Source organism: Photobacterium sp. SKA34 (assembly GCF_000153325.1).
Classification (GTDB): Bacteria; Pseudomonadota; Gammaproteobacteria; order Enterobacterales; family Vibrionaceae; genus Photobacterium.
In genome coordinates this window covers 1-19,404 of record NZ_AAOU01000019.1, presented here as the reverse complement: position 1 = coordinate 19,404, position 19,404 = coordinate 1, and the positions used below count along the sequence as shown (strand labels likewise).

The window sequence follows — 19,404 nt, the reverse complement described above, 5'->3', positions numbered from 1 at the left end:
TTTATTCAACTGGCTTAGTGTACTTGATGGTTGCTCTTTGCTCAAAGTCCTTTACCTCACCATTATGATAAATCACTTTTCGATGCTGCAGTTATATGAGAAAAACCCCGATATTCCATAAGGTTGGATTGCGATTTTTCTGCCAACGTCGAGCTAATATCACGCTTCACTTCGACGCCCAATTGTTTGAAGCTTTCAGCTTGGCGGATCACGTTACCACGCCCAGTCGCCAGTTTATTCATTGCACCTTGATAGCTTTGGTTCGCTTTTTCTAACGATTGTCCCATCGCTTCCATGTCAGTGACAAACAAACGTAATTTGTCATAAAGCTTGCCCGCACGCTCGGCAATTTCTTTGGCATTTTGATTTTGTCGTTCATTACGCCACAAGTTATTAATGGTACGCAGTGCCACCAGCAAGGTCGTTGGACTCACAAGCATGATATTTAAGTCCATCGCATCACGGATTAATGCTGGATCGGCTTCAATTGCAGCTTGGAATGCTGGCTCAACCGGAATGAACATCAAGACATAATCAAGACTTTGAATGCCATGAAGTTGGTGATAATCCTTACGGCTTAACCCTCGCATATGGGCGCGCATCGAGGCAACATGCTCACTCATGGCGAGTTCACGCTCAGCGATAGTGTCAGCATTAAAGCATCGCTCATAGGCCACTAATGACATTTTAGCATCCACCACCACATCTTTTTGTTGGGGTAAATGCACCACAACATCGGGTTGATAACGCTTACCGTCTTCGTTTTCTAAACTGACTTGAGTTTGATATTCATGCCCTTCACGCAATCCTGAGTCAGACAATACCCGCGCCAGCACGACTTCGCCCCAGTTACCTTGGGCTTTGTTGTCCCCTTTTAGGGCTTGAGTTAAGTTAATTGCTTCTTGTGCCATCTGCTCATTAAGCTGTTTTAAGCTATTGATTTGATGCACGAGGGTGTGGCGCTCACGAGACTCTTGCGTAAAGTTATCATTAACCTGCTTTTTGAAGCCTTCAAGTTGCTCTTTGAGGGGACTCAACAAGTTTTCTAAACTCATTTTATTCTGCTCATCCACCGTTCGGGTTTTCTGCTCAAATAAGCGATTAGCTAAACTTTCAAATTGAATACGCAGACGTTCTTCAGCATTTTCTAGTAACTTAATTTTGTCATCTGCTGCTTTTTGCTCTTCAAAATGGCGAGCATCTTGCTCGCGCAGATCAGCTTCAAGCCCCGCGCTGGCTAAACGAGAATTATCAAGCTGCTCAGATAAATACTGCTTTTCATTTTGCAGCGCGTCAAAGTGACGCATTTTTTCTAATGCCGCTGCAAGTCGGCCGTGCATTTGACGAATTTCATGTGTTAATCTGTCACGATCGTCATCTAACTCTTCCAGCTCTTGATTTCTTTCTGCTAGCTGGCTTTGTAATTGCTGCTCACGACTTAATGCTAAACGCGCATCTGATTCGGCTTGTTGCTCGACAAGCTGAAGCATTTGTTCATATCGACCTTTATACCAGAATGCCGTGATCACACTGGTAACGGTGGCACCTAACAATGTTGCTAATGCGGTAATAACTCCACCACTTAACCATTCTGCCATAGTAAATTCTCTATCTTCCTGACGAATTATTCTCGTTAATAAGGCTAAGAGGATACTGGATAAATGTCCAGCTAACGAAGAACAACTTAAACAATAAATAATGGATATAAGCGTTTTTGTTTGCACTCGATCACAGGCTATATCATCACTCGCTATTCACCTTTATAACCATCTCATACACTGCGTTACCGTCTTACATTTTTAACAAGGATAGTAATGAACGAACGTCTCGCTTTAGGGTATGGCATTGCCGCTGTTTTACTTTGGTCTACTGTCGCCACCGCATTTAAGATTACCTTAGCTTATTTTTCACCCGTTCAAATGATGGTGGTTGCCAGTGGCGTGTCTGCTCTCGCCCTTATAGCTATAGCTGCCTATAAAAAAACACTCCACCTGCTTAAGTCGACTTTTCTTCAACGTCCGCTTTACTACTTATTACTCGGATTTATCAATCCTTTCGCCTATTACTTAGTGTTATTTAAAGCCTATGACTTATTACCCGCCTCACAAGCTCAACCCATCAATTACAGTTGGGCAATCACTCTGACTTTAATGGCAGCACTTTTCTTAGGACACAAAATTCAGCGTAAAGATTGGATAGCTTGTTTGCTGGGATATGGCGGTGTGGTGGTGATTGCGACTCAAGGTAATATTGCCGCCTTGAATTTCACCAGTCCGTTAGGCGTAGCGTTAGCGCTATTTTCGACACTGTTATGGGCGGGCTATTGGATTTTAAATACCAAAAACAAAGCCGATCCTATCTTAGGTTTATTACTGGGCTTTTTAGTCTCACTGCCATTTTCTATCGGCTTAAGTTTATATCTCGGTGGTTGGCAACACGCACCTTGGCAAGGCTGGGCAGCAGTAACTTATGTCGGTTTATTTGAAATGGGGATCACCTTTGTGTTGTGGCTTAATGCACTACGTTTAACCCGTAATACTGCTAAAATCAGTAACCTGATTTTTATCTCGCCTTTTATCTCTTTATTATTGCTCGCCACGATTATAGGTGAAACGATTCATCCCTCAACATTGATCGGCTTAATACTAATAATCTGTGGTTTAGTGATCCAACAATGGCGAACAAAAAAAAGTGCTATCGTTGAATAGCTAGATTTAACCAAAAAAAAAGCCTGTCGTCTGACAGGCTTTTTCATTACATCATCTTATTCATTAGCAGCAACTGAAATAGGATGCCAACGACGGCCAACTTTAGACATCAAAATCAATAGCCCAGGCATTAGTAACCACATTTGTAAGGTCATTAGCATTGGTGCTGATAAATCTAATCGTTGGGTTAAGCTCACCATGACACCAGCACCACTCATTTGAAATAACCCTAATAATGCTGCTGCGGTTCCTGCACGATCGCCAAATGGTGCTAATGCTTTTCCTGCTGCAGAGCCTAATACAAAAGCAAAACCAAATGAACAAATGAAGATTGGCACCATAAATGCCCATGCTTGCTGTAATTGGCTTAAAGACAACATTAACCCACCAGCAAACAATAATGTAATAAGTCCTGTACGAAGTGTACGACGAGTACCAAAACGATCCATAAACTTAGGCGCAACCATACAAGCAGTAATGTTCAATACCGCATTGATCCCAAACCATACCGTAAACTGATGCATGTCCTGACCAAGGTGATTCATTAACCACATAGGAGCAGAAGTTACATAAGCTAAAATGACTGCCATTGCGAACATGCAAAGTGAAGCATGGTATAAAAAGGTCGGCTCGCGAAGTACTGACCAGTAACGGCTAATACTAATCATTGAACCAGAAACATCAGAGTTTGCAGGGCGCGTTTCTTTAAACACAACCATAATAAAGAGTCCTGCAACGACCGCAAATCCTGCCATGAAACTAAAGTTTGAACGCCAGCCAAAATGATAAGTAAGCCAAGTGCCTAAAAGAGGAGCTAACGCAGGAATAAAACAAATCGCACCATTTAAGTAACTGATCATACGACCACTTTTTTCAGCGCCAAAGCTATCACGAACCGTAGCAAAAGCTGCAACGGAGGTAGCACATGCACCAAAACCTTGAAGCAAACGGGCGAGCAATAATAAATCTAAACTCTGGGCTAAATAAGCCATCGTTGAGCTAAAGCCATAAATCACGATGCCGCCTAAAGCAATAGGTCGACGACCAATACGATCGGCTAATGGCCCAGCCAGTAACTGGCCTAATCCCATGCTAAACATAAACCATGTCACTGTATCCTGCACATGAGTTGGATCGACAGAAAACGTACTCGCCATTGCAGGTAAAGCCGGTAGATAGATATCAATAGCTAAAGGACTGAACAACACGAGTGTGATCAATAAAGCCACTTGTATTTTACTATTTATATTTGGGCTCACACGGTTCTCCAACGTATATAAAATTTGTGAGAGTTTAATCATCCTATGGTATGAATGGAAATGATGTATAGTCATCACTACTATTCCAAAAAGGAAAATCATATGAATATTGAGAGGTTAGCTCGCTTAGATCTCAATTTATTAGTCTGTTTTAAAGTACTAGTAGAGGAACTTAATGTCACACGAACCGCGCACCGGCTTTGTTTAAGTCAATCAGCCGTTAGTAAATCCTTGGCTAAATTACGCACTCAATTTAATGATCCTTTGTTCACTCGAAACTCACATGGTTTATCACCAACCCCAAAGACAATATTTCTCAAACCCAAACTCGATTTACTGATCAATCAATTAGAGTTATTAACTCAGCCGGAAGACTTCTCTCCACATGACAGTGAATATCGTTTTCAAATTGCAGCAGTTGAAAGCGTATACCCCTTAATTCTGCCCCATTTTTTACCTGTAATCTTTCAGCAAGCACCGAGTGTAACCATCAGTACTCATGCTTGGACAGAGCAAACATTCCAAATGATACAAAGGGGCGAAATTGATTTAGGCCTAACAGGAAAAGACATTGACATCAATGATGCGAAGCTCACCATGCTCCCGCCTGATGATATTTTCCAACAAGAGATTTATCGAGACCATCAAATGTGTATCATTCGAAAAGACCATCCAATTTTAAGAAAAAGTTGGAATTTAGAGGCATATTTATCATTACGTCATGTACAAGTGCGTTGTGATGGCAATGATCGCTGGTTACTTGATTACCGCCTTGCTGATATGGGTTATGACCGAGACATTGCTGTTACCGTTCCTGATTTTAATAGCGCAGCGAGCTTATGTTCTTACACTGATTTTATATTTACAGCTCCGAATCACTTTGTAAAACTCGCAGCAAAGCAGTCAGATATGGTGGTATTACCCTTACCATTAGAATTTCCCCCCATGGCCTACACCCTGTTTTGGCATAGAGACAGAGAAAATGATCAAGCACTGACTTGGTTAAGAAACATGATCACCCAAAAAACCAATCATCTTCGCTAATCACATTTGACACGCAACAAACAAAGGCAATTACTGCCTCTAAAAGATTTTGCGCAAGTCTACGGTGTTATAAAGCCAAATAAAAATGCTTTATTTTCAATACCGCTTTTCCAAATTGGAATCCACCAGCTAACGATGAATCACTAAAATAAAAGCAACAATGAGATAAATAGCCTGTCAATTATCATAGCGGCAATTGAAGCGAGCCGCCAAACAAGCTAACGTAACAATATTAAACCTGAATCGCTGATACCATGGTGATTGGGGTGAATTTGATCTAACCACCTTCTAAAGGTGGTTTCTTGACAAGGAACCAGACATGCAAGCAGTTATCGCACAACGTATTGAGCAGATCCGTCAATGGCTTGAAGCACAGCAACTCGATGCCTTACTGATCCCTCATGAAGATGAATATCTTGGTGAGTACATTCCCGATCATAATGAACGCCTTCATTGGTTAACCGGATTTACCGGTTCGGCAGGTGCCGCCGTGATCACTCGTGATCGTGCTGCAATGTTTGTTGATGGTCGCTATGTTGTGCAAGTTCGCAAGCAAGTACCTGGTGATGTATTTGAATATTGTCATTTGATCGAGCAACCACCAGTACACTGGGTGTTAGAAAATCTAGCAGCAGGGAGCAAAGTGGCGATCGATAACCGTCTACACAGTGCAGCATGGCTAAAAAATGTCACGACAACCCTTGATGGTGAGCTAGAGCTAGTATCAGTTAACGAAAACCCAATTGATGAACTGTGGCTAGATCGTCCAGCACCAAAGCTGTCGGATGCGGAGTTAATGGGTCTAGAGTATGTCGGTCAATCAAGCGAAGAAAAGCGTGAACAAATTGCCGCACTGCTAAAAAAACAAAAAGCTGATGCTGCCTTTTTAAGTCAGCTTGATAGCATTGCTTGGTTACTAAATGTCCGTGGCGATGATGTTCACTGTCTACCCGTTCTGTTGTCAGCTGCCGTAATCCACAGCGATGCGTCTGTTGATTTCTATATCGATCACCACCGCCTACCAGAAGGTTTTGCAACGCACGTAGGTAACGGCGTCAATATCCGCGAGCCAGAGCAACTCGCCGCAGGGTTAGCTGCGCTTTCAGGTAAACGTGTACAGTTTGATTCAGCGAACAGTAATGCATGGGCGGCTCAGCAACTGACTGATGCTGGCGCACAACTTATTGAAGCAGCTAATCCAACGTTGCTACCAAAAGCCGCTAAAAATACGACTGAAATAAATGGCATGAAAGCGTGTCATATTCGTGATGGTGTCGCAATTTCTAAATTCCTAGCATGGGTAGATAATCAAGTTGCGAGTGGGAATCTACTTAATGAAGCAGAGCTTTCCGATCAACTTTGGCAATTCCGTCAGCAAGATCCAAGCTGTCGTGACGTGAGCTTCGATACAATTTCAGCTTCTGCTGGTAATGCCGCAATGTGCCACTATAACCACATTGATCAACCACAGCCTGGTAAACTTCAAATGGATACGGTTTACTTAGTCGATTCAGGCGGTCAATATCCTGATGGTACGACCGATATCACCCGTACTATCGCTATCGGTAACCCAGGTAATGAAGTAAAACAAGCTTTCACATTAGTATTAAAAGGTCATATTTCATTGGCTTCGGCACGTTTCCCGAAAGGCACAACAGGCTCACAGCTCGACGCACTCGCGCGACAGCATCTATGGGCTCATGGCTTCGATTATGATCATGGTACAGGTCACGGAGTCGGTCACTTCTTAAGTGTTCATGAAGGTCCTCAGCGTATTTCTAAAGTGGCTAACCCAACCGCGCTGCTGCCGGGCATGGTGTTATCTAACGAGCCTGGTTATTACCGTGCGGACGCGTTCGGTATTCGTATCGAAAACCTTGAGCTGGTCGTCGATATTGAAACTCAAGGCGACATGAACGTCATGGGCTTTGAATCATTAACACGTGCGCCAATTGATAAGCGTTTGATCGATCCTGCACTACTAACCGACGTAGAGCTTGCATGGCTTAACAACTATCACCAAACCGTGTTTAACGTGATCAGCCTATCGCTGACTGGTAGTGATCTAGAGTGGCTAACACAAGCGACATCACCACTAAGCCGCTAACTCTGAGATAAGAAAAAGAAAAGCCAGTACGCATCACGTACTGGCTTTTTATTATCCAGAATAGGCGGGATGCCAATCTTTCCACACCACTTCAAATCCCTGTTGCTTGACCGCTGTAGCGACATCTGCGACCGAACGTTCATCACTGATTGCAAACTGTTCTAGCTCTGGCGTGTCATCGGCGTATCCGCCCGGTTGGGTTTTAGAGCCCGCCGACATACTGGTGATCCCCAAAGGCAATACATTATCGCGAAAATGCGGTGATTCTCGAGTGGATAACGACAGCTCTACTTCAGGATTAAACAGTCGATAAGCACAAATCAATTGCACAAGTTGGCGATCCGTCATCACCGATTTAGGGTCTAATCCACCAGTACAGGGTCTTAAACGTGGAAATGAAATCGAATAGCGGCTTTGCCAATAGGTACGCTCAAGATAGGCCAAATGACTGGCAACAAAAAAACAATCCGTGCGCCATTCTTCCATGCCGATCAAAGCACCAATCCCAATCTTGTCTATTCCAGCTTTTGCTAACCGATCAGGTGTCGCTAAGCGGTATTCAAAATTGGTTTTATTGCCTCGTAAATGATGCTTCGCATAGGTTGGCGCATTATAGGTTTCTTGATACACCATCACCGCATCTAAACCAAGTTGTCGCAGCTCTTGATACTCATCTTGCTCAAGTGGCTGTACTTCCATTGCCAAATAACTGAAGTGATCTTTGATTCTAGGAATCGCATCACGAAAGTAATTCATACCTACTTTAGTTTGATGCTCGCCAGTGACCAGTAACACACTATCAAAATTTAGCGCTTTTATTGCCTCACACTCTCGCTCTATTTCTTGCTCACCCAAGGTACGGCGCTTAATGCGATTTTCCATCGAAAAACCACAATAGGTACACGCATTGGCACATAGATTCGAAAGGTATAACGGCACATAAAAACTCATGGTATGACCAAACCGCTGACGCGTTAACATCGCAGAGAGTTGTGCCATTTGCTCTAAGTAAGGTTCAGCCGCGGGTGAAATTAAGGCTTTGAAATCCTCTAGACCCAACGTTGATTTTCCTAAAGCACGCTCAACATCGGTAGCCGTTTTAGCATAAATCGACAAACGGATATCATCCCAATCCATTTGTTGCCAAACATCCACAAAGCTCATGTTGGCTCCTTACTCATTAAGAAATGCCGTTAATGGACTTGATGCAATAGCATGGTTCACCTTACCTGCAAGACCAGCTTCATAGGCCATACGACCACTTTCCACGGCCAATTTAAATGCACGCCCCATTGTAATCGGATCACTTGCCGCTGCGATGGCAGTATTGACCAATACCGCATCAGCCCCCATTTCCATCGCTTCTGCGGCATGAGAAGGTGCACCAATGCCCGCATCCACCACCACAGGTACTTGCGCCTGATCGATAATAATGCGAAGAAAATCGCGAGAAGCGATCCCTTTATTCGAGCCAATCGGCGCACCTAATGGCATCACAGCAGCGCAACCCACATCTTCTAATCGCTTACAAAGCACAGGATCGGCATGACAGTAAGGGAGTACAGTAAACCCTTCTTTTACCAACTGCTCAGCCGCTTTTAGCGTTTCAATCGGATCAGGCATCAGGTATTTCGGATCAGGGTGAATTTCTAATTTTAGCCAATTCGTCCCTAATGCTTCTCTGGCTAACTGCGCTGCAAAGATCGCTTCTTTGGCATTTTTAGCCCCTGACGTATTAGGCAGTAAATTCACTCCAGCTTGGATCAATGGCGCTAAGATATCGTCATCACGCTCAGCAATATTGACCCGCTTTAGTGCCATAGTCACGAGCTCAGAGCCTGTCGCTAAAATCGATTCAGCCATTACATCTCGATTAGCGTACTTACCCGTTCCGGTAAATAATCGCGATGTGAATGTTTTATCTGCAATAGTCAACATATTAACCTCCTGCTATCGCTTGAAATAACGCGATCTGATCACCATCAACAATGACGGTTGTCGGCCACTCACTGGCTGCGACAATACGCTGATTTATCGCGACCGCTGTACCTTGTATGGGTAAATCTAACTGACTAACAAATTGATGAACGGTTTGCTCAGCCTCGCAAGACATAGATTCATCGTTCAGCCAGATAGCTATCATGGTAGCCATTTACACAACCTCCCTTTGATCTTGCTGACCGCATACAGGACAACAAGGAGCAGCATCGATTGATACCTGCTGCCATTTTCCTGTTAAACCATTAAATTGCTGCAGCAAACCAAACCCGACTTCACCAACACCTGCGATAGCTTTAATCGCATTAAGCGCTTGTAACGTGCCAATAGTGCCTACAACAGGTCCCATCACGCCGTTACTACGACAATTTTGATCTTGTGGTGACGCTTCAGCACTTAATGGAAACACACATTGATAACACGGTGAGGTCTGTCGGAAATCAAACGCCAGTAACTGTCCTTGCCAACCTATCGACGCACCGGCAATCAGTGGTGTATGATGCTGATAACAAGCTTGATTGACCGCATAACGGGTAGCCCAGTTATCACTACAATCAAGTACAATATCTGCCTGTTGTACTTCCATCACCAGTTGAAATCCTGCGAGATTAGCTTTTACTGCACGCGTTCGTACCAATGGATTTAATGCTAAAAGCTGATCACAGGCTGCTTGCGCTTTATTGAGTGAAACATCGGTTTCTCGATAAATCACCTGACGCTGCAAGTTCGAACTCTCAACCTCATCATCATCAGCAATCACAAGTAACCCAACACCCGCAGCAGCTAAATACATCACTGCCGCTGAGCCTAAACCACCCGCACCGACGATCAGTACCTTGGCATTATTAAGTGCAAGTTGCCCCTGCTCTCCCATGTCTTCCAGCATGATTTGTCGGTTATATCGAATAAAAGCAGTATCAGAGAGTCTGTCAGTTGTCATACATCACCTCCCGCTCAGATAAACATTGATTGAGTTGTTCGACGGCAATCGCTAGCTCACTTGACTGGGTGATCGCACGCACCACTGCAACGCTACTCACCCCTGTTTTCCAAACGACAGGCACACGCGATAAATCAATTCCCCCTATTGCCACTGTTGGAAACGTATTGCCAACCAATCGTTGATAAAGCTTTAAGCGGTGAACACCTTGCGGTAATGACGGCATTTGCTTGGTTGTGGTTGGGTAAATATGCCCAAGGGCGATATAACTGGGACTAAATGTCATCGCACGTAAGATCTCGTAATACCCATGGGTTGAGATTCCTAAGCGAAGATTCGCTTGTTGAATAGCATTGAGATCAGCGACAGCTAAATCTTCTTGTCCCAAATGCACGCCAAAAGCCCCATGCTCAATAGCAAGTTGCCAATAGTCATTAATAAAGACCTGCGCATTTGCCTGCAGACCTAACACAATAGCATGAGCAATATCTTGCTCTAAGCTTTGTGCATTCGGATCTTTGATCCGCAGTTGAGTCGTTTTAACATCCAATTCAAGTAACTGCTTAACCCATTGAATGGAATCCACCACCGGATATAACTTCAGTTTCTCACTATCAACAGGTGCAAAAGCTTCAACTGGCTGATATTCGAATTGCCAACCAATATCTGACAGTTTTGAAAAATTAGCACAAACGATTTCAGGGAAAGCATCACGCTCGGTTGGCCAAATGCCCATCTGCGTTGACTGGGCATACGCCCTTGCCAGAACTAGAGCATCTTCTAAGGGGTAATCAAGCGCGAGTGCCACCAATAACATCGCTCTCTGTTGAGTCGCATTACCACGCTCAACACTGAAACAACCACGCACTTCACCATCATGATACCAAAGATCAAGATAACCACCGTTAACAGGTAAACCACATACCACAACGTTAGTTCGTTTTAGTATTTGTGCTTTGATCAGCGAAAGATCTACATCAGAAGATACCCATTGATCTTGGAGTACATAATCAATTAGCTGGGTGGAGCAGGCATTTTCAAAGCCCACTCGTTTAACGCAAGAGGGCGTCGATACCTCAATCCATGCTTGGCTTGATGGTATTAACGTGACTTGCTCACCTAACTGATACTCTGCAGCAGAAGCTAATAATGGCTCAATATGCATCACCAGAGACGATAAGACCTTTGGTAAGCTCAAGGTGCTCATTAGCTTTCCTCTTTAGCTAGGTGATATAACTCACTACCTTTAGATCGAAACTCTTGTGCTTTTTGCTGCATGCCTTCAAGTGGATCATCTAATAGCTTGATCGCAATTTCTGGGTCTTCTAATCCCTTCGCGTAATCTCGTACTTCTTGAGAGATCTTCATTGAACAGAATTTAGGTCCACACATTGAACAGAAATGGGCAACTTTGCCTGACTCTTGAGGGAGAGTTTCATCGTGATAGGCTCGCGCCGTTTCAGGGTCAAGGCCGAGATTAAATTGATCTTCCCAACGGAATTCAAAACGCGCTTTAGATAAAGCATTATCGCGCACTTGCGCACCAGGGTGTCCTTTTGCTAAATCGGCGGCATGGGCACACAGTTTATAAGTGATAAGACCGACTTTTACATCGTCTTTATTCGGCAATCCTAAGTGTTCTTTTGGTGTCACATAACAAAGCATTGCACAGCCATACCAACCAATCATCGCAGCACCAATACCAGAAGTTATATGATCATAACCCGGTGCAATGTCTGTAGTCAGTGGGCCTAACGTATAGAATGGCGCTTCATGACAATGCTCTAGCTGCTCTTCCATGTTTTCTTTAATCATGTGCATTGGTACGTGGCCAGGGCCTTCAATCATGACCTGCACATCGTACTCCCATGCAATCTTAGTCAACTCACCTAATGTGCGTAGTTCACTAAACTGGGCTTCATCATTTGCATCGGCCACAGAGCCTGGACGCAAGCCATCACCCAATGATAGTGAAATATCGTATTGAGCACAGATCTCACAAATCTCACGGAAGTGCTGATAGAGGAAACTTTCTTTATGGTGTGCCAAACACCACTTCGCCATGATAGAACCGCCACGCGATACAATACCTGTTACACGTTTCGCCGTCATAGGTACATAACGAAGAAGTACGCCAGCATGGATAGTGAAATAATCCACTCCTTGCTCAGCTTGCTCTAGTAATGTGTCACGGAACACTTCCCAGTTAAGGTTCTCAGCCACGCCATTCACTTTTTCAAGCGCTTGGTACATAGGTACAGTACCAATCGGAACAGGGCTATTACGAATGATCCACTCACGCGTTTCGTGAATATTTCGACCTGTGGATAAATCCATTACCGTATCGCCACCCCAACGTGTCGACCAGACAAGTTTTTCAACTTCTTCTTCAATCGATGAACTCACCGCTGAGTTACCAATATTAGCATTCACTTTGACAAGGAAATTACGGCCAATGATCATTGGCTCAGTTTCTGGATGGTTAATATTGGCAGGAATAATTGCGCGGCCTTCAGCCACTTCTTTACGCACAAACTCAGGCGTAATTTCTTTCGGTAAATTAGCACCAAAGCTCACGCCTGGGTGTTGCTGATTTAATACTTCCTCACGGTATTTCGCGCGCCCCATATTTTCACGGATCGCGATATATTCCATCTCAGGCGTAATAATGCCTTGGCGCGCATAATGTAATTGCGTCACACAACGCCCAGCTTTTGCACAACGAATACGCGCACGTTCCGCAAAACGTAAATCATCAAGCGTCTTATCATCTAAACGTTCATTGGCATACTCAGAGCTTAACCCTTCTAGTAATTCAGTATCGTCACGCTCTGCGATCCATTGCTCACGCACTAGTGGCAAGCCATTATAGATATCGATGTTTTTTTCAGGATCAGTGTAAAAACCAGAAGTGTCGTAAACGCGAATAGGCTCGTTAGGCTCAAAGATAGGATTATCTTTACCGCCACCAACCAAGCTATCAGCTAGAGTAATTTCACGCATAGGAACAAGCACATCAGGACGGCTACCTTGAACATACACTTTCTGTGAGTTCGGGTATGGTTGTGCTGTTAATGATTCAATAAATTGTTTCGCTTCCAGTCTCGCTTGCTTGCGATTCGACATAGCAGTTTCCTTGATTTTTCAATGTAGGGGAAAATGCTTGGCGGATGGGCGTAAACAAGAGGTGTGTACCTAAGTACAGCTATGCAGATGCATACAGTGATCCCTTAAGATATGTAGCAGAAGACATTCTCTCGTTCCCTTCGCAGGTATTAGCCTGATCAGGTTCAACGGATCCCGCAATGCGGTCTCAGCCATATGGCACTCCGACAAGTAGCAATGAGTATAAAGAAGCCGTTATATTGCAACAACCCTTATATAGAGAAAAATAATAAAAAGTGACAGACAACAAAAAGCCCTGCATCTACACGGCTTATTATTACATTGAATATTTTAATCGTTGTTACTGTGAAATTAATACATCACAACCTAGGTGATTAGCTAAAGAGTCACTTAAATCACCAAACAAGTGAAAAGTTGATTTATGGTAACCTGTGATCACTAGAGTCGCATTTATTTCTTTTGCTAAAGCTTCTATATGCTTTGAAACATCACCATCTGCGGTATGTATCGCTTTAACTTTATGAGAAGAAGCTGTAATTAAATCAGATAACTCTTTCATGCGTTTTTTTGCAATCGCATCATGCTCTTCTTGTAGCTCAACTTCCACATCAATAAAACTTACGTTTCCGATCCCCGGCTCAACATAAGCAACATGTAAATCAGCGTGATTTTGCTCTGCTATTACACCAGCTTTCACCATCAATTTATGCGCATTTTTATCTTCAGGATTAACCGCTAATAACACTGTTTGGTAAAGCGACATGTCTAGCCTCCTTGAGCTAAGGCTCATAGTAAATTCATTATTTATAATTATGATGCTATAAATGTAGCTATACAACTAAGTATACCGCTCACTATTTAATATTCATTTGAATCAATGATTGCATTTTTGGAGAGTTCTCACTCCTCTCGCTAGCGATTATCATGAGCGCTTTCTATCATTACTTGAAGATATAAACGAGATCCCAATGAGCCAATATTTATTACTAGGATTCATCGCGCTTGGTGGTGCATTCGGTGCCTGCTCAAGGTACCTAATTTCTGAGCTATGCGTAATGCTATTTGGCCGTGGCTTCCCATACGGTACTTTAACCGTAAACGTGCTAGGCTCCTTAATCATGGGGTTATTGATGTCAGCACTTAATCAAGGAATGATTGAAGCTGCACCATGGCGACCTATTATCGGCTTAGGCTTCCTTGGTGCGCTAACTACGTTCTCTACATTCTCAATGGACAACGTTGTGTTGATGCAACAAGGTGAATTTTTCAAAGCAGGTCTAAATATTTTACTTAACGTTATTGTCAGCATTGCTGCTTGTTATGTTGGCTACCAGCTTATGATGAAAAGTTAATAGATAACCGATATAAAAAACCGCCTGTATGGCGGTTTTTTATATCTAAATTAAACGAATCATCACTTTATACTAATAAATAAGAATGATGATAGATCACCCATTACTCTATATAGATTAAAACAATCTCTGAGTAACTCTCTACCCTATATGTATTTATTAACTATATTTATAATGATTATCTACAGACGAAAAAAAACCTGAATCTTTCGATTCAGGTTTCTCTAATAAAGTGGCGGAGCGGACGGGACTCGAACCCGCGACCCCCGGCGTGACAGGCCGGTATTCTAACCAACTGAACTACCGCTCCACACGGAGATAAAACTTTCGTTTTATCCGATATTCGTAGTTCAAAACGAATATCTTAAATTTAAAGCCTGGCGATGTCCTACTCTCACATGGGGAGACCCCACACTACCATCGGCGCTATTACGTTTCACTACTGAGTTCGGCATGGGATCAGGTGGGTCCATAACGCTATGGTCGCTAAGCAAATTCTGTTTTATTTATTGTCATCGACAATAAATAGCAATCTGGGAAAATCTAACTAGTTGTTCTCTACACGTTCAAGTGTACTTGGAGTCCGTATAAAAACCCCTTGGGTGTTGTATGGTTAAGCCTCACGGGCAATTAGTATCAGTTAGCTCAATGCCTCGCAGCACTTACACACCTGACCTATCAACGTTGTAGTCTTCAACAACCCTTTAGAGACCTTAAAGGTCTAGGGATGACTCATCTTGAGGCTCGCTTCCCGCTTAGATGCTTTCAGCGGTTATCGATTCCGAACTTAGCTACCGGGCAATGCGTCTGGCGACACAACCCGAACACCAGCGGTTCGTCCACTCCGGTCCTCTCGTACTAGGAGCAGCCCCTCTCAATCATCCAACGCCCACGGCAGATAGGGACCGAACTGTCTCACGACGTTCTAAACCCAGCTCGCGTACCACTTTAAATGGCGAACAGCCATACCCTTGGGACCGACTTCAGCCCCAGGATGTGATGAGCCGACATCGAGGTGCCAAACACCGCCGTCGATATGAACTCTTGGGCGGTATCAGCCTGTTATCCCCGGAGTACCTTTTATCCGTGAGCGATGGCCCTTCCATTCAGAACACGGATCACTATGACTGCTTTCGCACTGCTCGATGTCATCTCGCAGTCAGCGGGCTTATGCCATTGCACTAACCTCACGATGTCCGACCGTGATTAGCCCACCTTCGTGCTCCTCCGTTACTCTTTGGGAGGAGACCGCCCCAGTCAAACTACCCACCAGGCACTGTCCGTAACCCCGATAAGGGGCCAACGTTAGAACATCAAGCATACAAGGGTGGTATTTCAAGATTGACTCCACAACCACTGGCGCGGTTGCTTCAACGTCTCCCACCTATCCTACACATGTAGGGTCAATGTTCAGTGCCAAGCTATAGTAAAGGTTCACGGGGTCTTTCCGTCTAGCCGCGGGGACGCAGCATCTTCACTGCGATTTCAATTTCACTGAGTCTCGGGTGGAGACAGCGTGGCCATCATTACGCCATTCGTGCAGGTCGGAACTTACCCGACAAGGAATTTCGCTACCTTAGGACCGTTATAGTTACGGCCGCCGTTTACCGGGGCTTCGATCAAGAGCTTCGACCGAAGTCTAACCCCATCAATTAACCTTCCGGCACCGGGCAGGCGTCACACCGTATACGTCATCTTTCGATTTTGCACAGTGCTGTGTTTTTAATAAACAGTTGCAGCCACCTGGTATCTGCGACTCCCGGCAGCTTAGAGAGCAAGTCTCATCACCGCTAGGAGCGTACCTTCTCCCGAAGTTACGGTACCATTTTGCCTAGTTCCTTCACCCGAGTTCTCTCAAGCGCCTTGGTATTCTCTACCTGATCACCTGTGTCGGTTTGGGGTACGATTTCTTATAATCTGAAGCTTAGAAGCTTTTCCCGGAAGCATGGCATCAATGACTTCAACACCGTAGTGTCTCGACATCGTATCTCAGCCTTAAGATGGTCCGGATTTGCCTAAACCATCAGCCTACATACTTGGACCTGGACAACCGTCGCCAGGCTCACCTAGCCTTCTCCGTCCCTCCATCGCAATTATAAGAAGTACGGGAATATTAACCCGTTTCCCATCGACTACGCCTTTCGGCCTCGCCTTAGGGGTCGACTTACCCTGCCCCGATTAACGTTGGACAGGAACCCTTGATCTTCCGGCGAGGGAGTTTTTCACTCCCTTTATCGTTACTCATGTCAGCATTCGCACTTCTGATACCTCCAGCAAACCTTACGATTCACCTTCAACGGCTTACAGAACGCTCCCCTACCCAATGAAGTAAAACTTCATTGCCGCAGCTTCGGTGTATAGCTTAGCCCCGTTAAATCTTCCGCGCAGGCCGACTCGACCAGTGAGCTATTACGCTTTCTTTAAATGATGGCTGCTTCTAAGCCAACATCCTGGCTGTCTGAGCCTTCCCACATCGTTTCCCACTTAGCTATAACTTTGGGACCTTAGCTGGCGGTCTGGGTTGTTTCCCTCTTCACGACGGACGTTAGCACCCGCCGTGTGTCTCCCGGATAGTACTTACTGGTATTCGGAGTTTGCAAAGGGTTGGTAAGTCGGGATGACCCCCTAGCCTTAACAGTGCTCTACCCCCAGTAGTATTCGTCCGAGGCGCTACCTAAATAGCTTTCGGGGAGAACCAGCTATCTCCGAGTTTGATTGGCCTTTCACCCCTAGCCACAAGTCATCCGCTAATTTTTCAACATTAGTCGGTTCGGTCCTCCAGTAAGTGTTACCTCACCTTCAACCTGCCCATGGCTAGATCACTCGGTTTCGGGTCTAATCCTAGCAACTATGACGCCCAGTTAAGACTCGGTTTCCCTACGGCTCCCCTAAACGGTTAACCTTGCTACTAAAATTAAGTCGCTGACCCATTATACAAAAGGTACGCAGTCACCTAACAAGTATGCTCCTACTGCTTGTACGTACACGGTTTCAGGTTCTATTTCACTCCCCTCACAGGGGTTCTTTTCGCCTTTCCCTCACGGTACTGGTTCACTATCGGTCAGTCAGGAGTATTTAGCCTTGGAGGATGGTCCCCCCATATTCAAACAGGATATCACGTGTCCCGTCCTACTCGTTTTCACTGATAATGCGTTGTCGGTTACGGGGCTATCACCCTGTATCGCAGAACTTTCCAGAACTTTCACCTAACGCAGAACTAGCTTAAGGGCTAATCCGGTTTCGCTCGCCGCTACTACCGGAATCTCGGTTGATTTCTCTTCCTCGGGGTACTTAGATGTTTCAGTTCCCCCGGTTCGCCTCGTGCTGCTATGTATTCACAACACGATACGTGCTTATGCACGTGGGTTTCCCCATTCGGAAATCCCAGAGTCACCGGTTTTTACTACCTTCTCTGGGCTTATCGCAAGTTAATACGTCCTTCATCGCCTCTGACTGCCAAGGCATCCACCGTGTACGCTTAGTCACTTAACCATACAACCCCAAGAGGTTTCGTATGTTCAAACAACCAAGGTTTGTGTTCAACACTTCGATCAAAAAAGTATTAAACGTTGGTTTTTCGCCGGACTCGATACAAGACACTTGAATGTGTATTGTTTGAGAACTCGTTTTTATCCGAAGATAAAAACATTTTTTAAAATCAATCTATTGATTGAATTTACTAGTCAGCTTTCCAGATTGTTAAAGAACATGTAATCATCGTTAGATAACCACTTTTTAAAGACACTTTATTCAAATGCGTTTAAAGAGTGGTGGAGCTATGCGGGATCGAACCGCAGACCTCCTGCGTGCAAGGCAGGCGCTCTCCCAGCTGAGCTATAACCCCAACGATATAAAAGACTAAACCACCACCTTCTCTGGGAGAGAAAGTGGTGGGTCTGAGTGGACTTGAACCACCGACCTCACCCTTATCAGGGGTGCGCTCTAACCACCTGAGCTACAGACCCAAGTCTTTTTACGTTCTACATTTTAACCAAGCAATCTGTGTGGACACTGCATTAAACAGTAAGTCTTTAGGTAAGGAGGTGATCCAGCCCCAGGTTCCCCTAGGGCTACCTTGTTACGACTTCACCCCAGTCATGAACCACACCGTGGTAAACGCCCTCCCGAAGGTTAAGCTATCTACTTCTGGTGCAGCCCACTCCCATGGTGTGACGGGCGGTGTGTACAAGGCCCGGGAACGTATTCACCGTGACATTCTGATTCACGATTACTAGCGATTCCGACTTCATGGAGTCGAGTTGCAGACTCCAATCCGGACTACGACGTACTTTCTGGGATTCGCTCACTATCGCTAGTTGGCAGCCCTCTGTATACGCCATTGTAGCACGTGTGTAGCCCTACTCGTAAGGGCCATGATGACTTGACGTCGTCCCCACCTTCCTCCGGTTTATCACCGGCAGTCTCCCTGGAGTTCCCACCATTATGTGCTGGCAAACAAGGATAAGGGTTGCGCTCGTTGCGGGACTTAACCCAACATTTCACAACACGAGCTGACGACAGCCATGCAGCACCTGTCTCAGAGTTCCCGAAGGCACCAATCCATCTCTGGAAAGTTCTCTGGATGTCAAGAGTAGGTAAGGTTCTTCGCGTTGCATCGAATTAAACCACATGCTCCACCGCTTGTGCGGGCCCCCGTCAATTCATTTGAGTTTTAATCTTGCGACCGTACTCCCCAGGCGGTCTACTTAACGCGTTAGCTCCGAAAGCCACGGCTCAAGGCCACAACCTCCAAGTAGACATCGTTTACGGCGTGGACTACCAGGGTATCTAATCCTGTTTGCTCCCCACGCTTTCGCATCTGAGTGTCAGTATCTGTCCAGGGGGCCGCCTTCGCCACCGGTATTCCTTC

13 protein-coding genes, 3 tRNA genes, 3 rRNA genes and 1 riboswitch are annotated in these 19,404 nt (G+C 44.9%); of the genes, 4 read left to right on the top strand and 15 right to left on the bottom strand.

Annotated elements, in window-relative coordinates; translation table 11 throughout:
• Positions 1–62: 62 nt before the first annotated feature.
• Positions 63–1,598 carry a DNA recombination protein RmuC gene (rmuC, locus tag SKA34_RS00095; protein ID WP_006643464.1) on the bottom strand — a complete coding sequence of 512 codons (1,536 nt, stop codon included), beginning with the start codon at positions 1,596–1,598 and terminating at the stop codon, positions 63–65.
• Between the two features lie 216 nt (positions 1,599–1,814).
• Here rmuC and SKA34_RS00090 point away from each other — a divergent pair, with 216 nt between their 5' ends.
• Positions 1,815–2,708: a DMT family transporter gene (locus tag SKA34_RS00090; RefSeq protein ID WP_006643463.1), complete on the top strand. Its 894-nt coding sequence runs from the start codon at positions 1,815–1,817 to the stop codon at positions 2,706–2,708.
• A gap of 56 nt (positions 2,709–2,764) precedes the next feature.
• Here SKA34_RS00090 and SKA34_RS00085 read toward each other — a convergent pair whose 3' ends face one another.
• Entirely contained in the window at positions 2,765–4,009 is a 1,245-nt protein-coding gene (locus SKA34_RS00085; RefSeq protein ID WP_006643462.1) for a multidrug effflux MFS transporter, read from the bottom strand.
• A gap of 60 nt (positions 4,010–4,069) precedes the next feature.
• Here SKA34_RS00085 and SKA34_RS00080 point away from each other — a divergent pair, with 60 nt between their 5' ends.
• The gene (locus tag SKA34_RS00080; RefSeq protein ID WP_006643461.1) at positions 4,070–5,011 is read left to right on the top strand and encodes a LysR substrate-binding domain-containing protein; all 942 of its coding nucleotides are present in this window, start codon (positions 4,070–4,072) and stop codon (positions 5,009–5,011) included.
• 319 nt (positions 5,012–5,330) lie between these two features.
• The gene (locus SKA34_RS00075) at positions 5,331–7,118 is read left to right on the top strand and encodes an aminopeptidase P family protein (RefSeq protein ID WP_006643460.1); all 1,788 of its coding nucleotides are present in this window, start codon (positions 5,331–5,333) and stop codon (positions 7,116–7,118) included.
• Between the two features lie 51 nt (positions 7,119–7,169).
• Here SKA34_RS00075 and thiH read toward each other — a convergent pair whose 3' ends face one another.
• From thiH to SKA34_RS00040, 7 genes are all read right to left on the bottom strand, one after another.
• Positions 7,170–8,282 (bottom strand): 2-iminoacetate synthase ThiH, encoded by a 1,113-nt coding sequence (gene thiH / locus SKA34_RS00070; protein WP_006643459.1) that lies wholly within the window; start codon positions 8,280–8,282, stop codon positions 7,170–7,172.
• Between the two features lie 9 nt (positions 8,283–8,291).
• Complete coding sequence (locus tag SKA34_RS00065; protein ID WP_006643458.1) at positions 8,292–9,056, bottom strand: thiazole synthase; 765 nt, start codon at positions 9,054–9,056, stop codon at positions 8,292–8,294.
• A gap of 1 nt (position 9,057) precedes the next feature.
• On the bottom strand, positions 9,058–9,270 hold the full coding sequence (gene thiS / locus SKA34_RS00060) for a sulfur carrier protein ThiS (protein WP_006643457.1): 213 nt from the start codon (positions 9,268–9,270) through the stop codon (positions 9,058–9,060).
• Positions 9,271–10,056: a HesA/MoeB/ThiF family protein gene (locus SKA34_RS00055; protein ID WP_006643456.1), complete on the bottom strand. Its 786-nt coding sequence runs from the start codon at positions 10,054–10,056 to the stop codon at positions 9,271–9,273.
• Positions 10,046–11,263 (bottom strand): thiamine phosphate synthase, encoded by a 1,218-nt coding sequence (thiE, locus tag SKA34_RS00050; RefSeq protein WP_006643455.1) that lies wholly within the window; start codon positions 11,261–11,263, stop codon positions 10,046–10,048. The genes SKA34_RS00055 and thiE overlap by 11 nt, the downstream gene beginning before the upstream one ends.
• Positions 11,263–13,182 carry a phosphomethylpyrimidine synthase ThiC gene (thiC, locus tag SKA34_RS00045; RefSeq protein WP_006643454.1) on the bottom strand — a complete coding sequence of 640 codons (1,920 nt, stop codon included), beginning with the start codon at positions 13,180–13,182 and terminating at the stop codon, positions 11,263–11,265. Before thiC ends, thiE begins: the two co-directional genes overlap by 1 nt.
• Before the next feature lie 118 nt (positions 13,183–13,300).
• Positions 13,301–13,398, bottom strand: a riboswitch (TPP riboswitch).
• A gap of 124 nt (positions 13,399–13,522) precedes the next feature.
• On the bottom strand, positions 13,523–13,945 hold the full coding sequence (locus tag SKA34_RS00040) for a universal stress protein (RefSeq protein ID WP_006643453.1): 423 nt from the start codon (positions 13,943–13,945) through the stop codon (positions 13,523–13,525).
• 205 nt (positions 13,946–14,150) lie between these two features.
• On the opposite strand from SKA34_RS00040, the gene crcB reads away from it, so the two are divergent.
• Positions 14,151–14,534: a fluoride efflux transporter CrcB gene (gene crcB / locus SKA34_RS00035; protein ID WP_005372395.1), complete on the top strand. Its 384-nt coding sequence runs from the start codon at positions 14,151–14,153 to the stop codon at positions 14,532–14,534.
• 233 nt (positions 14,535–14,767) lie between these two features.
• On the opposite strand, the gene SKA34_RS00030 is transcribed toward crcB, so the two are convergent.
• The 6 genes from SKA34_RS00030 to SKA34_RS00005 form a co-directional block, all read right to left on the bottom strand.
• Positions 14,768–14,844, bottom strand: a tRNA-Asp gene (locus SKA34_RS00030).
• Between the two features lie 65 nt (positions 14,845–14,909).
• Positions 14,910–15,025 (bottom strand): 5S ribosomal RNA (gene rrf, locus SKA34_RS00025).
• A gap of 118 nt (positions 15,026–15,143) precedes the next feature.
• Positions 15,144–18,026: ribosomal RNA gene (locus tag SKA34_RS00020) — 23S ribosomal RNA — on the bottom strand.
• Between the two features lie 276 nt (positions 18,027–18,302).
• Positions 18,303–18,378: transfer RNA gene (locus SKA34_RS00015), tRNA-Ala, on the bottom strand.
• A gap of 44 nt (positions 18,379–18,422) precedes the next feature.
• Positions 18,423–18,499: transfer RNA gene (locus SKA34_RS00010), tRNA-Ile, on the bottom strand.
• Between the two features lie 71 nt (positions 18,500–18,570).
• A 16S ribosomal RNA gene (locus SKA34_RS00005) occupies positions 18,571–19,404 on the bottom strand; the annotation flags it as partial.

Bases quoted from the DNA above. Each gene is read 5' to 3' on its own strand.
- SKA34_RS00090 (WP_006643463.1), top strand. From the start codon at position 1,815: ATGAACGAACGTCTCGCTTTAGGGTATGGCATTGCCGCTGTTTTACTT.
- SKA34_RS00065 (WP_006643458.1), bottom strand. From the start codon at position 9,056: ATGTTGACTATTGCAGATAAAACATTCACATCGCGATTATTTACCGGA.
- rmuC (WP_006643464.1), bottom strand. From the start codon at position 1,598: ATGGCAGAATGGTTAAGTGGTGGAGTTATTACCGCATTAGCAACATTG.
- SKA34_RS00085 (WP_006643462.1), bottom strand. From the start codon at position 4,009: ATGATTAAACTCTCACAAATTTTATATACGTTGGAGAACCGTGTGAGC.
- SKA34_RS00075 (WP_006643460.1), top strand. From the start codon at position 5,331: ATGCAAGCAGTTATCGCACAACGTATTGAGCAGATCCGTCAATGGCTT.
- SKA34_RS00040 (WP_006643453.1), bottom strand. From the start codon at position 13,945: ATGTCGCTTTACCAAACAGTGTTATTAGCGGTTAATCCTGAAGATAAA.
- thiH (WP_006643459.1), bottom strand. From the start codon at position 8,282: ATGAGCTTTGTGGATGTTTGGCAACAAATGGATTGGGATGATATCCGT.
- thiE (WP_006643455.1), bottom strand. From the start codon at position 11,263: ATGAGCACCTTGAGCTTACCAAAGGTCTTATCGTCTCTGGTGATGCAT.
- thiC (WP_006643454.1), bottom strand. From the start codon at position 13,182: ATGTCGAATCGCAAGCAAGCGAGACTGGAAGCGAAACAATTTATTGAA.
- crcB (WP_005372395.1), top strand. From the start codon at position 14,151: ATGAGCCAATATTTATTACTAGGATTCATCGCGCTTGGTGGTGCATTC.
- thiS (WP_006643457.1), bottom strand. From the start codon at position 9,270: ATGGCTACCATGATAGCTATCTGGCTGAACGATGAATCTATGTCTTGC.
- SKA34_RS00080 (WP_006643461.1), top strand. From the start codon at position 4,070: ATGAATATTGAGAGGTTAGCTCGCTTAGATCTCAATTTATTAGTCTGT.
- SKA34_RS00055 (WP_006643456.1), bottom strand. From the start codon at position 10,056: ATGACAACTGACAGACTCTCTGATACTGCTTTTATTCGATATAACCGA.